This window comes from Paraperlucidibaca baekdonensis, assembly GCF_003387535.1.
GTDB lineage: Bacteria > Pseudomonadota > Gammaproteobacteria > Pseudomonadales > Moraxellaceae > Perlucidibaca > Perlucidibaca baekdonensis.
This window is the reverse complement of the sequence record NZ_QUNR01000001.1, coordinates 654256-667809: the sequence shown is the minus strand read 5'-3', so window position 1 is coordinate 667809 and position 13554 is coordinate 654256. Positions and strand designations below refer to the sequence as shown.

At 59.9% G+C, this 13554-nt stretch carries 10 protein-coding genes and 1 pseudogene; 10 read left to right on the top strand and 1 reads right to left on the bottom strand.

Annotated features, from left to right (window positions below; genetic code table 11):
- Positions 1 to 113 precede the first annotated feature (113 nt).
- The gene (locus DFR26_RS03130) at positions 114 to 2564 is read left to right on the top strand and encodes a penicillin-binding protein 1A (protein WP_116207468.1); all 2451 of its coding nucleotides are present in this window, start codon (positions 114 to 116) and stop codon (positions 2562 to 2564) included.
- Here the strand turns inward: DFR26_RS03130 and DFR26_RS03125 are convergent, their stop codons facing one another.
- Entirely contained in the window at positions 2565 to 4772 is a 2208-nt protein-coding gene (locus DFR26_RS03125; protein ID WP_116207645.1) for a primosomal protein N', read from the bottom strand. It abuts the gene before it with no gap.
- 271 nt (positions 4773 to 5043) lie between these two features.
- Between DFR26_RS03125 and rpmE the strand changes: the two genes are divergently transcribed.
- The 9 genes and pseudogenes from rpmE to DFR26_RS03080 all read left to right on the top strand — a co-directional run bounded on the left by rpmE (position 5044) and on the right by DFR26_RS03080 (position 13538).
- A complete protein-coding gene (rpmE, locus tag DFR26_RS03120; RefSeq protein WP_116207644.1) occupies positions 5044 to 5262 on the top strand; it encodes a 50S ribosomal protein L31 in 219 nt (72 codons plus the stop codon).
- Between the two features lie 106 nt (positions 5263 to 5368).
- Positions 5369 to 7129, top strand: a complete 1761-nt coding sequence (gene argS, locus DFR26_RS03115; protein WP_116207467.1) for an arginine--tRNA ligase — start codon at positions 5369 to 5371, stop codon at positions 7127 to 7129.
- 2 nt (positions 7130 to 7131) lie between these two features.
- Positions 7132 to 7785: an SPOR domain-containing protein gene (locus DFR26_RS03110; protein WP_116207466.1), complete on the top strand. Its 654-nt coding sequence runs from the start codon at positions 7132 to 7134 to the stop codon at positions 7783 to 7785.
- Positions 7782 to 8306, top strand: a complete 525-nt coding sequence (gene hslV, locus DFR26_RS03105) for an ATP-dependent protease subunit HslV (RefSeq protein ID WP_116207465.1) — start codon at positions 7782 to 7784, stop codon at positions 8304 to 8306. The genes DFR26_RS03110 and hslV overlap by 4 nt, the downstream gene beginning before the upstream one ends.
- A 2-nt stretch (positions 8307 to 8308) precedes the next feature.
- A complete protein-coding gene (gene hslU, locus DFR26_RS03100; RefSeq protein WP_245952993.1) occupies positions 8309 to 9655 on the top strand; it encodes an ATP-dependent protease ATPase subunit HslU in 1347 nt (448 codons plus the stop codon).
- Positions 9656 to 9707: 52 nt separating this feature from the next.
- Positions 9708 to 10454, top strand: coding sequence for a DUF8198 family protein (locus DFR26_RS03095; RefSeq protein ID WP_116207464.1), 747 nt, complete (start codon positions 9708 to 9710; stop codon positions 10452 to 10454).
- 53 nt (positions 10455 to 10507) lie between these two features.
- Positions 10508 to 11248 (top strand): annotated as a pseudogene (gene ubiE, locus DFR26_RS03090) (bifunctional demethylmenaquinone methyltransferase/2-methoxy-6-polyprenyl-1,4-benzoquinol methylase UbiE); the annotation flags it as partial.
- A 20-nt stretch (positions 11249 to 11268) separates the two neighbouring features.
- On the top strand, positions 11269 to 11898 hold the full coding sequence (locus tag DFR26_RS03085; RefSeq protein WP_116207462.1) for a ubiquinone biosynthesis accessory factor UbiJ: 630 nt from the start codon (positions 11269 to 11271) through the stop codon (positions 11896 to 11898).
- Entirely contained in the window at positions 11895 to 13538 is a 1644-nt protein-coding gene (locus tag DFR26_RS03080) for an AarF/UbiB family protein (protein WP_116207461.1), read from the top strand. Before DFR26_RS03085 ends, DFR26_RS03080 begins: the two co-directional genes overlap by 4 nt.
- Positions 13539 to 13554: the final 16 nt, after the last annotated feature.

Below are 13554 nucleotides of genomic sequence, written 5' to 3'. Positions count from 1 at the left end.
AGGTGTAGCAAGGCCACGGAGACAATGCCAATGCGCGTGGATGTTCGTCACCGCTTTGCAGGCGTATACTGCGCGCCACAAACGCGTTGGGCGTCATGTGTGTAGGGTGGTTTATGGCTGAGCAGGGTGTGTCATTTCGCTGGTTGCGCTGGATAGGCTTAGGCTTAGCGGGCATTACGCTCAGTGCGAGCGGCTCTTGGCTGACCTTAACGCCCGACCTGCCCGACATTTCCATGCTCAAAGAAGTGCGCTATGAAACGCCGCTGCAAGTGCTCACGCGAGATGGCAAAGTCATCACCGAGTTTGGCGTCAAGCACACCATTCCGCTGACTTATGCGCAAATCCCCAAGCCGCTCGTGCAGGCTTTTTTAGCGGCTGAAGATGATCAGTTTTTTGAGCACGATGGCATCGACTATGCCGGTCTCGGCCGCGCCCTCGGCGAGCTGGTGACCAGTGGCAGCATTCGCTCTGGCGGCTCGACCATTACCATGCAGTTGGCGAAAAACTATTTTCTTAGCAATGCCCGCACGTTTGACCGTAAGTTCACCGAGATTTTGCTCGCCAAGCGCATCGAAGACTCGCTCAGCAAAGAGCAAATCCTTGAGCTCTACCTCAATAAAATCTACCTCGGCCAACGTGCCTATGGCATTGGTGCGGCGGCGAAAATTTATTATGGCAAACGTATCGATGAGCTGACCCTGGCGGAAATGGCGATGATTGCCGGCTTGCCGAAAGCACCATCGCGCTATAACCCCGTCAGCAACCCCGAGCGCGCCTTGATTCGCCGCGACTGGATTATCGGTCGCATGCTCAAGCTCGGCTACATCACCGCCGCGCAGCACGCGAAAGCCCTGAAAGCGCCGGTCGGCCTCAGCCATAGCATTGCCATCGAAGATGTTCGTGGCCCGTATTTAGCTGAAATGGTGCGCGAAGAGCTGCTCAACCGGTTTGGCGAAGACATCTATGGCTCCGGCTACACGGTCTACACCACGGTCGCGGCCGCCAATCAAGAGGCCGCCACCGAGGCCGTCATCGCCGGCCTGCTGGCCTATGATCGTCGCCACGGCTGGCGTGGCGCAGAAGCGCGCAGCGACACCACGCCGCTGAAAAGCTTAGGTCGCATCGGCGGTCTTGAGCCCGCCGTGGTGACCAACGTAGAACAACGCACAGCCGCCCTCACGCTGCGCTCTGGTGAGCGCGTTTCGCTGGCATGGGAAGGCATGCGCTGGGCGCGCCGCTACATCGATGTGAACCGCTATGGCCCATTGCCTGAGCGCGCCAGCGAGATCCTTAAGGTGGGCGATATTGTTCGCCTAGAGCGCCAAGGCAAGACCTGGCAGCTGGCGCAAATCCCGGAAGTTCAGGGCCAGCTGGTGGCGGTCAATCCCAACACAGGCGCCATTGAGGCGCTGGTTGGCGGCTTTGATTATTCGCGCAGTAAATTCAACCGCTCCGTGCAAGGTTGGCGGCAAGCGGGCTCAATCATTAAGCCATTTATTTATGCGAAAGCACTGGAGCGCGGCTTCACGCCGGCGAGCCTAATTGATGATGCGCCGCTCGATCTCGACGGCTGGAATCCAAACAACTCTGACAATCGCTTTATGGGCCCCATCACGCTACGGCGCGCGCTGTATTTATCGCGCAACTTGGTGTCGATTCGGCTACTGCAAAGCGTTGGCGTGGCATCGGCGCGGAATTATTTGAGCCAGTTTGGCTTGGATGCCAAACGCATGCCCAACAACTTAACACTCGCCCTAGGCACCGGCGATGTGCTGCCAATTCAAATGGCGACGGCGTTCTCTGCCATTGCCAATGGCGGCTTGCGGGTGAATCCCTACTTCATTGAAAAAGTACTGGACCGCTCCGGCAAGGTGATTTTTCAGGCCAAGCCACGCCGCGTTTGTCGCGCCTGCGAAATGCCTGAATTGGCTGCGCCCGAGAGTAGCCCAGCCATCGCCGATGCCATGACAATGGATGGCTTAGCCACGCCACCCATACCCGCCGACAATCCTGCGCTACGCATCATGCGACCGCGCGCGGCATGGCAGATGTACAACATTTTGCAGGATGTCATTGTGCGCGGCACGGGGCGCGGCGCGCTGAGCCTGGGCCGTAGCGACCTCGCTGGCAAAACCGGCACCACCGATGAGGCCCGCGATGCCTGGTTTGCCGGCTTTAATGGCGCAATGGTTGCAGTCAGTTGGGTCGGCTTCGATCAGCCCACGAGCTTAGGCAGACGCGAGTACGGCGGCATTGCGGCGCTACCGATTTGGCGCCAATACATGGCCGCCGCGCTGCAAGGCGTTGCCGACACCACGCCACCATTGCCACCGGGCATGACGTCGGTCGCCGTCGATCGCCTCACGGGTCAGCGTACCTTCGCCGACGACCCCAATGCGGTGACCGAATGGTTTACCGATGAGCGCCTACCCGCCGAGCCAATTCCAGAGCCCGTTGAGGATCTGCTGCCACCGGCTGAGCTCGATGAGCAGGGCCAGCCCGTCGCACCAAAATCCAATGGTTTTACCGATGCCATTAAGCGCCTGCTCAATAGCGTGCCCTAACTAGCCCAGCTCCTGCGGGTCGATGTCGATAGACCATCGTACCCGCCGCGCCTCGGGCTCGGCCTCAAGCCACGCCACCACACGCGCCAAGGCCAAATGCAGTGGTTTGCGCTCGGCGCTTTTCAGCAATAAGTGCCAGCGATGCATGCCCGCCTTGCGCGCCATCGGCGCCGGCATGGGGCCCCAGGCTTGCACCAGCGGCTCATCCTCGCGCAACCAGTGTGCCAAATCGCTGAGCAGGCGCAGCGGTGCTTCCGTGTGTGGCGCCTCGGCACGCAGCAGCGCCATGCTCGCCACCGGCGGCAAACCCATGAGCTGGCGTTCATGCAACAAAGTCTGCGCGCACGCGTCATAGCCCTGGCTAAATAATTGCTGCAGTAGCGGATGCTCGGGCTGATGCGTTTGGACCAATACCGTGCCCGGCTTCTCGGCTCGTCCAGCGCGCCCCGACACCTGCACCAACTGCTGCGCCAAGCGCTCGGGGCCGCGAAAATCCGCGCTAAATAAGCCGCCATCGCTGTCGGGAATCACCACCAGCGTGACATTGGGAAAATGATGACCTTTGGCGAGCATCTGTGTGCCCACCAAAATCGCCGGCCCCGGCTGCGCAATGGCGGTCATCAAGGCATCAAAGCTGCCTTTACGACGTGTGCTATCACGATCCACACGGTGCACCGGTGTGTCGGCGAAATGCTGGCTGAGCGCATCAGCCAGGCGCTCGGTACCAACCCCCGCGGGTCGCAAATCGCTGCTCCCGCAGTCCGGGCAATGACGCGGTGGCGCTGACTCACTGCCGCAATGATGGCACTGCAAGCGCATGGGGGCACGATGCAGCGTTGGCTTGGCATCACAGCGCGCGCAACCGGCCTGCCAGCCGCAGGCGTGGCACAACATGATCGGCGCAAAGCCGCGACGATTGAGAAACACCAATACTTGCTCACCGCGCGCGAGCGTTTCAGTCATTGCTGCGCGGGCGGCTGCACACAGGCCATCGAGCAATACCTGACCACGCAAATCGACACAGCGCACGCGCGGCGCCCTCGCGCCACCGGCACGCTGCTTCAATTCTAAGCGCCGATAACGCCCAGCCTGCGCATTGGCCAAGGTCTCTAATGACGGCGTTGCCGAGCCCAAGACGATGGGAATATTTTCCAGCTGCGCGCGCCGCACGGCCACATCACGGCCGTGGTAACGAAAGCCTTCCTGCTGCTTAAACGACAAGTCATGCTCTTCGTCAATTACCATCAGCCCTGGCCGAGCCAGCGGCGTAAACACCGCAGAACGCGTGCCAATGACAATGCCCGCGCGCCCTTCGCGCGCTTGCCGCCAAGCATTCAGTCGCTCGCGGTCACTGAGACCCGAATGCAGCGCCAACACGGGGCAACGAAAACGCGCCTGAAAGCGCGCCACGGTTTGCGGCGTTAGACCAATCTCAGGCACCAGCACCAAGACTTGCCGGCCGCTGCGCAGCACATGGGCTATATGCTGCAAATACACTTCGGTTTTACCGCTGCCCGTGACCCCTTGCAGCAACCAGACGCAAAAGCCTGCCGGCGCCTGCGTTAAGGCCTGAAGCGCCACGGCTTGTTCGTCATTGAGGGATAATTCTGGCTGCGCCAAGCCCAAGTTCGGCCAACTCGGCGCTGTCATCTCATCGCGCGTGGTGGGCTGCAGGCAGTGCGCGAGACCTTTGTCATTGAGCGCCTTTAAGGCGTCGCGCGTGATTGCTAAGGCGCGGCATGTGGTCTCCGTCAGGCCCTGCTCATGCGCTTTCAGTACCTGCCACGCCGCCAGTTGCTTGGGCGCTCGGCTCAAGCCATCCGCCGCCAAGGCTATGCCACGCGCAGTCAGCTGCCAAAGCGGCTCGGGCGCGGCACGCAAGGGCTCACCCTGACGAATCAGCGCCGGCACCATTTGCGTGAGGGCATCACCAAGGGCGTGCTGATAATAACGCGCGGTCCATAACGCCAGCTGCCAGAGCGCCGGATTAAGCGCTGGCTGCTCGTCGAGCACCGCCAATACCGCGCGCAGCTTCGCTACCGGCACCGTGGTTTGCGCTGACTCATGCAATAACCAGCCAATCACCTCACGCCGGCCAAATGGCGCCCGCACGCGTACGCCCGCCGGCAGCTCGCCGCCGCCCTCGGGTAGTCGGTAATCGAAGCCATGACGCAATGGCGATGGCAGGGCAAGATGAGCAATGGACATGGCGCGCAGACTAGCACTGCGGCTGCATTTGCCGCTAGCGCGCGCGTTGCCATGCCAGCCTTTTGGCAGACAGCACTTGGCGAAATCCTGATCATCGCCTAGAATGCGCGTCCTTGTTGAGCTTGGCCGCATCGAAGTGATGTGTGCGGTGAGCCAAGAGAATGGCCTGTAGTCGTACCTGTGCGTTTGCTTACCTGCTTGTTATGGCAGAGAAAAAGCCCGCCAGGAGCGCGACACATCCTTACCCCGTTCCTTGATTTAGGTGAACACCATGCGTGCTGATATCCATCCAAAATATGAAATGATCAAAGCCACTTGCTCTTGCGGCAATGTCTTTGAAACCCGCTCCACCCTGTGCAAAGACATCCTCATCGACGTTTGCTCGGCTTGCCATCCGTTCTACACCGGCAAACAGAAAAACATCGAAACCGGCGGTCGTATCGATAAGTTCAAGCAACGCTTTGGCGGCGCTCGCAGCTTCAAGAAGTAAGCGCAGGCCACCACGCCCCGCGTGGACCAGAAAAAGGCGGGCACCTTTCCAGGGCTCGCCTTTTTTATTGCTACAATCGCCACGATTTTAAGACTCGGATGCCTCAATGAAGCACGCGCTCGATACGCTACTTGCTACCGCCCTCGACCAACTTCGCCAGGACGGCATGCTGCCGGCTGATTTTCAACCGACGCTGCAATTTGAACGCACCCGCGACCCCGCCCATGGCGATTGGGCCAGTAACATCGCGCTGATGTCGGCGAAGGCCGCGGCTAAGCCACCGCGCGTCATTGCGCAGGCCATCATTGATGCGCTGCCCGCCAGCGAAGTCATTAGTCGTGTCGAGCTGGCCGGCCCCGGCTTCATTAATTTCTTCCTCAATGCCGGCAGCCGCTTCCAAGCCATCCAGCAAATTCTCAATGATGCACAGGCGTTCGGCTCGCCCAACATCGGCAATGGCCAACGCGTCTTGCTCGAATACGTCTCTGCCAACCCCACCGGCCCCATGCACGTGGGTCATGGTCGCGGCGCCGCCTATGGCTCGGCACTCGCCAGCCTGCTGCGCGCCACCGGCTATGCCGTGGACACCGAGTACTACATCAATGATGCCGGCCGGCAAACCGATGTGCTCGCGGTGTCGGTGTATTTGCGCTACCTCGAAGCATTGGGCGAGACCGTGGCGATCCCGTCGCGGGCGTATCCGGCCGACTACATCATCGACTGCGCGAAGGCCTTAGTCGCCCGCGATGACCGTGCGTATTTCACACCGTATGTCGAGCTCATGGCCGGCGTCTTGCCCGACAGCTTCGATGAGGGCGATGCCGCAAAAGCCATCAAAGAAGCACATATCGACTCGCTGATTGCGCGTGTGCAAAGCGTTTTAGGCGACGACTATCGCACGCTGCAAGATTTTGCGCTGGACACACAGCTGGCCACCATCCAGCACACCTTGGCGGCGTTTAATGTGTCGTTTGATGCCTGGTTTTCCGAGCGCAGCTTGTCTGAGAGCGGCGCCATTGAGCGGGCCATTGAGCGCCTGCGCGAACGCGGCCATGTCTACGATAAAAATGGCGCGCTGTGGTTGCGCACCAGCGCCCTAGGTGATGAAAAAGACCGCTGCATGGTGCGTGATAACGGCGTGCATACCTATTTCGCCGCCGATGTCGCCTACCACTTAAACAAACTCGATCGTGGCTACGACCAGCTCATTGATGTATGGGGCGCTGACCATCACGGCTATATTGCTCGCGTGCGCGCGGCCATTGAGGCGCTGACTGGCGAGGGCGATAAATTCGTGGTGGCGTTGATTCAGTTCGTTACGCTGTCATCGGGCCGCATGGGCAAACGCTCAGGTAATTTTGTCACGCTCGCGCAGCTCATCGATGAAGCCGGCAACGACGCGACGCGGTTTTTTTACCTCTCGCGCGCGCCTGAACAGCACTTGGAATTCGATATCGATTTGGCGCGCTCGCAGTCGGCGGAAAACCCCGTGTATTACTTGCAATACGCGCACGCCCGCATCGCCAGTATTTTCCGTGAGTGCGACACACGAAGCTTAAGTTTCGATGCCAGCGCGGGCATGCAGGCACTGCCATCACTCGAGGATGCCGGCCTCACCGAGCTGGTCAAACGCCTCGATGCTTGGCCCGATGCCGTGGCCAATGCCGCTCGCCAGCACGCGCCGCATTTGCTCGCCTTCGCGCTGCGTGAGCTGGCGCAAGAGTTCCACAGTTATTACAACACCCACAAAATGCTCGTCGATGATGCCACTCAGCGCCATGGCCGCCTGACCGTGAGCTTGGCCGTGCAAAAAGTCTTGGCGCATGGCCTTGGTCTGCTCGGCGTGGCCGCACCGGAGCGCATGTAAGCGTGGCCAGTTCGAGCAAACGGCCAGCCGGTAGCGCTAGCCGCAAGCCGGCAGCAAAGCCGAAAGCCGCGCCAAAAAAGCGCCAGCAAGGCGCCTCGCGCGCGAAAAAACCCACGCAAAAAGCGCCCCTGCCCATTGTGCGCCTGGCAGTATTTGCGGCGCTCGCCAGCCTCCTGGCTTTTGCTGTGTGGTGGCTCAGCGGGCGCCCTGACACGCCCATTGAGCGCGTACCTGCAGCACTGAGCGTCGACACCAATGAGCCGACACCGCCAGTCAAGCCGGCTGAGCGTTTTGAGTTCTATGACATTTTGCCGAATCAGCGCGTATTGCCTTCGCGCACGCCTGATGCACGCAGCTCGCCGCGACCCGCTCGCACGGCACCATCCATCAACAATACTGACCAGCCGGCCGCCACACGCTGGCTGCAGGTGGGCGCTTTTCGTCAAGCTGAACAAGCCGAGCAGCGCCTCCAAGCACTTCGCCGCTTGAGCGTGCCAGCACAGCGCCAAAGCGGTTTTGATGCGCAAGGTCAGCCTTTATTTCGCATCGTTGCCGGCCCATTTGATAGCGCGCGTCATCTTGCCGAGGCGCGTACGCGTTTAGCCGGTGCTGGCCTCGATGCCATTCCCCTAAGCAGTCTGGGAGATAGTCAATGACAACGATTTTATGTGTGCGCCGCGGCAATACCGTGGTGCTCGGTGGCGACGGCCAAGTGTCACTCGGTAACACCGTGATGAAAGGCAACGCCCGCAAAGTTCGCCGGCTCTATAAAGACCAAGTGCTAGCCGGTTTCGCCGGCGGCACCGCTGATGCCTTTACATTGTTTGAGTACTTCGAGGCGAAGCTGGAAAAACACAGTGGCCATTTGGTGCGTGCCGCCGTGGAGATGGCCAAAGACTGGCGCACTGACCGTACGCTGCGACGCCTGGAGGCCCTGCTCGCGGTGGCCGACCACAGCGCCTCACTCATCATCACCGGCAATGGCGATGTGCTGGAGCCCGAGCACGGCATCATCAGCATTGGTTCCGGCGGCAACTTTGCCTTCGCTGCCGCACGCGCTTTGATGGATCACAGCGAACTCGACGCCGAGGCTATCGTGCGTTATGGCCTGCAAACCGCCGGTGATATCTGCGTGTTCACCAACCATTCGCACACGCTCGAACGCCTGGATTACTGATCATGACATCAATGACTCCGCGTGAGATTGTTCACGAACTCGACCAGCATATTGTTGGCCAGCAAGCTGCTAAACGCGCCGTGGCACTGGCCTTGCGCAATCGCTGGCGACGCCTACAGCTGCCCGAGACCATGCGCGCTGAAGTGACGCCAAAAAACATCCTGATGATTGGCCCGACCGGCGTTGGTAAAACTGAAATTGCACGACGTTTGGCGCGCTTGGCGCAGGCACCGTTCATTAAAGTTGAGGCCACGAAATTTACCGAAGTTGGCTATGTTGGCCGCGATGTCGAAACGATTATTCGTGACCTCGCCGATATGGCACTGAAGCTGCAACGCGAGATCGCCATTGAGGCGGTTGGCCAGCGCGCCGACGAGGCCGCTGAAGAGCGTATTCTCGATGCGCTGCTGCCCGCACCACGCGGCAATGATTGGCAAAAAGACGCCACGCCAGCACCCGACAGCGCCACCCGCCAACTGTTTCGCCGCCGCCTGCGCGCCGGCGAGCTCGATGAGCAGACTATTGAGCTCGAGCTCAGCCAAGCCGCGCCCAGTGTCGACATGATGACGCCGCCGGGCATGGAAGAGATGGGCAATCAGCTGCAGAAAATGTTCTCCGGCCTGAGCGGCGGCAAAAAGAAAACCCAGCGCTTGAGCATTGCCCAAGCCTATAAGCGCGTGCGTGAAGAAGAAGCCGGCAAGCTTGTCAACGAAGACGATCTAAAGGCCAAGGCCCTGCACGCCGTCGAGCAGCAAGGCATTGTTTTTATTGATGAAATAGACAAGGTCTGCCGCCGCGGTGACGCTCAAGGTGCCGATGTCTCGCGTGATGGCGTGCAGCGCGATCTGCTGCCGCTCATTGAAGGCTGCACGGTCAACACCAAATACGGCATGGTGAAAACCGACCATATTTTGTTTATTTGCTCGGGCGCGTTTCATCTCGCCAAACCATCCGATTTGATTCCAGAGCTGCAAGGTCGTTTACCCGTGCGTGTTGAGCTTAGCGCGCTGACACCGGCGGACTTCGAGCGTATTTTGACCGAGCCGCATTGCTCGCTAACTGAGCAATACGTTGCGCTGTTGGGCACCGAAGGGCTGACCTTGGCTTTTGCGCCCGAGGCCATTGCTGAGCTCGCGACAGTCGCTTGGCAGGTCAATGAGCGCACTGAGAATATCGGCGCGCGTCGTCTGCACACGGTGCTTGAGCGCCTGCTTGAAAGCATCGCGTTTGATGCCGCTGACTTAGCGCTGAAACAAGCCGGTGCGACACTGACCATTGGCGCGGCGGATGTGCAACAGCACCTCGGTGCGCTGGTCGAAGATGACGATTTAAGCCGCTTTATTTTGTGAGGCCATGAAGGCCGCCCACGCCGCATCAAGCGGCCGAGACGAGAGACTTGCCATGAATGCCGTTGTGAAATTACCGACTCAGGATGAGCCCACCACCAACGCGCGCATTCGTGCTGGACTCAGCCGTTATCGCGCCTGGGGTCGTCACGCCGATGTCTCCTTGGCGAGCGCCGTGCTCGTCGTGCAAGCACTGCAAACAGCCCGCCTGCGCCGCACCCACGCGAGCTTATTGGCCGACAAACGCTACGCGCCGATCACCGAATTTTTCTTAAACGACATCTACACCGGTCTTGAGCTCGATGAGCTCGCCCGCGAAATCGAAAAAGCCTTGCCGGTGGCCACGCGTCTGTTGCCCGATTCGGTGATGCGCACCGCCGCCATCGCCGTGGAAGCCAATGCCTTAACCGGCGAGCTCGATGAAGCCGTGGCGCTCGACCTATTCGCCCACGGCATTGACGCGCCAAGCGATGCCGACTTGATTGCCAGCTATCGCCGCCTCGACCAATACCCCGCGCGCCATACGCAAATGCAGTTGCTGCGCGAGCTGGGGCTGGGGCTCGATCGCTACGTGCGCTCACGACTCATTACCGCGACCTTTAAGATGTCCAAAGGCCCGGCACATATGGCCGGCCTCGCCGGTCTCTACGACTTCATGGCCACCGGCTTTGCGGTCATGAAACCGATGAAATCCGTGGCCGACTTCTTAGATGTGTTCTTGGGCCGCGAACAGCGTATCCTCGACCAGCTAGCGCAAGGCGCCAGCGACCCCTTTGCAATCGATGATGAGTCTTTGGCATGACACGACCCAATTTACCGCCGGTCAACGGCCCACTCGTTGGCGGCGCCGCCACCGGCGAGCAAACGCACTTTGGCTATCAGACCGTGGCCGCCAGCGAAAAAGCCGGCAAAGTCGCCGAGGTATTTCACTCGGTCGCCGCCAAATACGACATCATGAATGACCTCATGTCGCTGGGCATTCATCGGCTCTGGAAGCGCTTTGCCATCGAGCTCTCGGGCGTACGCCCCGGCCAGCGCGTGCTCGATATTGCCGGCGGCACCGGCGATTTGGCGAAAGCCTTTTCGCGCGAAGTCGGGCCCAGCGGCCATGTGATTTTGGCCGACATCAACTCCTCTATGCTGCAGGTTGGTCGTGACCGCCTGCTCGACCAAGGCGTGCACGGCAATATGGGCTTTGTGCAAGCCAACGCCGAATGCTTGCCGTTTGAGCCGGGTAGCTTTGACCTCATCACCATCGCCTTTGGTCTGCGCAATGTCACCGATAAAAATGCCGCCTTACGCTCGATGTATCAGAGCTTAAAGCCCGGCGGTCGCTTATTGATTTTGGAGTTCTCCAAACCAATTTTTGAGCCCTTGGCGAAAATCTACGATGCCTATTCGTTTAGTCTGCTGCCGGCCATGGGCAAGCTTGTCGCCAATGACGCCGACAGCTACCGCTACCTGGCCGAAAGCATCCGCATGCATCCCGACCAAGACACGCTGAAAGACATGATGACCGACGCCGGTTTTGAGCGCTGCGATTATCACAACCTCACCGGCGGCATCGTCGCGCTGCATCGCGGCTTCCGCTTTTAAGACCCCGCACAGGACTGCCCATGGCCTCGCTTCCCCTTGTCTTAGCCATTCGCGGCGTGGAAACGCTGATCAATCAGGCCCTGCAATACGATCCGGCGACGCGCCTGCGCCTTCGCGAACTGAGCGGCAAATCCATTTATGTGGAGACGGAGGCACCGCGCTTTAGCGTCATGTTGCGCATTCAAGATGAGCGCATTCGCTTACTGCCAGAGAGCAGCGAACGCCCGCACGCGACCATCGAGGCGCAAACCGGCGCACTGCTAAAACTCGCCCTCTCGCGTGAACTGCAACTCATTGGCGGGCCCTTGCGCGTGCATGGTCAGGTGCAGCTCATTGAGCAGTTGCACGGCATTGCTAAGCAGCTCGATATCGACTGGGAAGAACCCTTAAGCCTGCTTTTTGGCGATAGCGCCGCGCATGAAGTTGGCCGTCAAGTGCGTGGCTTATTTGGCTTTGCGCAAAAGGCCGCGAAAACCTTTTTGCTCAATAGCCGCGAGTATTTGCAAGAAGAGCGTGAGGTGCTGCCGGTGCGCTGGGAAATCGACGAATTTGTTAGCGATTGCGATGACTTACGCGCCGACAGCGAACGCTTAGAGGCCCGCCTCAAACGCGCCGCGCAACGCCTGCATAAACTGGAAAGCTCAACATGATGCAACACCTCCCGCGCCTGCTGGTGCTCTGGCGCGTGTTTGCGCGCTACCGTCTCGATACGCTGCTGCCACCGCCGCCCAATGCCCTAGCACGCGTGGTGTTGCTCGCGTTTCGCCTGCATCCGGCCTGGTGGTTTGCCGGCGCCAATGCACACGGCCCTGAGCGTATTCGCCTAGCCTTTGAGGAGCTCGGCCCGCTGTTTATCAAACTAGGCCAGCTCATTGCCACGCGCCGTGATTTATTGCCACCGGCCATGCTCGATGAGCTGGTGAAGCTGCAAGAAAATGTGCCGCCATTTGCGGTCAGCGACGCTAAAGCTATTGTTGAGCGCGAGCTGAAACTGCCGCTCAGCGAGGCATTTTCACGCTTCGATGACGCACCGCTGGCCGCCGCCTCCATTGCCCAAGTGCATACCGGTGCACTCCGTGATGGTCGCGAAGTCATCATCAAAGTGCTGCGCCCCGGCGTGGCCGAGCGCATTCGCACCGATATGGCACTGCTGAAATCCTTGGCGGAAGTCATTGAACAGCGCCTCGATCTGCGTGTGATTCCGCTGACGCGCATCGTCAACGATTATGAGCGCACCCTGCTCGATGAGACGGATTTGGCGCTCGAGGCCGACAACACGCGTCAGCTGCGCGCCAACTTTGTCGGCTCGCCGCTGTTTTATGTGCCCGAGGTCTATCAAGGCAGCCGCGAGGTGATGATCGCTGAACGCATCGAAGGCGTGCCAATCAATGATCACGCCACCTTTGACCGACTCGGCATCGACCGCGAACGCCTTGCCGAAAAAGGCCTGACCATCTTCTTCACGCAGGTTTTTCGCGATAACTTTTTTCATGCCGACATGCATCCCGGCAATGTTTATGTGGAAACCGGCAACCCCAGCGACCCGCGCTTTATTGGCCTTGATTGCGCCATTGTTGGCACGCTGCCGAGCGAAGATCAGCTCACCATTGCGCAGATTTTGCTGAGTTTGATTCAACGCGACTTTGGCCAACTGGTGCGCGTCGCCGCCACCGCCGGATGGATTCCCGCCGGCGCGCCGCTCGATGTCATCAGCCGTGAAGTCCGGCGTTTAGTGGAGCCGGTGCTGAGCAAATCCATCGATGACGTGCAGCTCGCGCCCATTTTGGCCGGCCTGCTCGATATGTCGCGCACGCATGGCCTGCACATTCCGCCGCAATTGGTGCTGCTGCTGAAGACATTGATTCACATTGAAGGTTTGGGTCGCGAGCTCTACCCCGCGCTGGATATCTGGTCGCTGGCCAAACCATTACTGACGCAATGGATGAACGACCGCATTGGCCCCAAAGCCCTGCTCAAGCGCATCAAAGAAGACACACCGATCTTGCTCGCCGGCCTGCCCGAATTGCCACAGCTGATTTTCGATGCGCTCAGCCAGCAGCGCTTGCAAGGCCAATGGCAGCGCCGCCAGCTCGATGCCCTCGTGCATCTGCAGGCCGATTTGCGCCGTGGCCGCCAGCACGACTTTATCGCCTGGCTCGGTATTCTAAGTGGCGGCGTGATGGCGCTAGCCAGCACCCATGCGCTACCGTGGAATGCGCCACCGGCACTGCTGGGCTGGGGCATTGCGCTGGCGGCAGTGAGTGCGTTTTGGCGCATCACGCGGCGTTAAACTGACGCGTATGCCG

Bases quoted from the DNA above. Each gene is read 5' to 3' on its own strand.
- DFR26_RS03130 (WP_116207468.1), top strand. From the start codon at position 114: ATGGCTGAGCAGGGTGTGTCATTTCGCTGGTTGCGCTGGATAGGCTTA.
- DFR26_RS03125 (WP_116207645.1), bottom strand. From the start codon at position 4,772: ATGTCCATTGCTCATCTTGCCCTGCCATCGCCATTGCGTCATGGCTTC.
- rpmE (WP_116207644.1), top strand. From the start codon at position 5,044: ATGCGTGCTGATATCCATCCAAAATATGAAATGATCAAAGCCACTTGC.
- argS (WP_116207467.1), top strand. From the start codon at position 5,369: ATGAAGCACGCGCTCGATACGCTACTTGCTACCGCCCTCGACCAACTT.
- hslV (WP_116207465.1), top strand. From the start codon at position 7,782: ATGACAACGATTTTATGTGTGCGCCGCGGCAATACCGTGGTGCTCGGT.
- hslU (WP_245952993.1), top strand. From the start codon at position 8,309: ATGACATCAATGACTCCGCGTGAGATTGTTCACGAACTCGACCAGCAT.
- DFR26_RS03095 (WP_116207464.1), top strand. From the start codon at position 9,708: ATGAATGCCGTTGTGAAATTACCGACTCAGGATGAGCCCACCACCAAC.
- DFR26_RS03085 (WP_116207462.1), top strand. From the start codon at position 11,269: ATGGCCTCGCTTCCCCTTGTCTTAGCCATTCGCGGCGTGGAAACGCTG.
- DFR26_RS03080 (WP_116207461.1), top strand. From the start codon at position 11,895: ATGATGCAACACCTCCCGCGCCTGCTGGTGCTCTGGCGCGTGTTTGCG.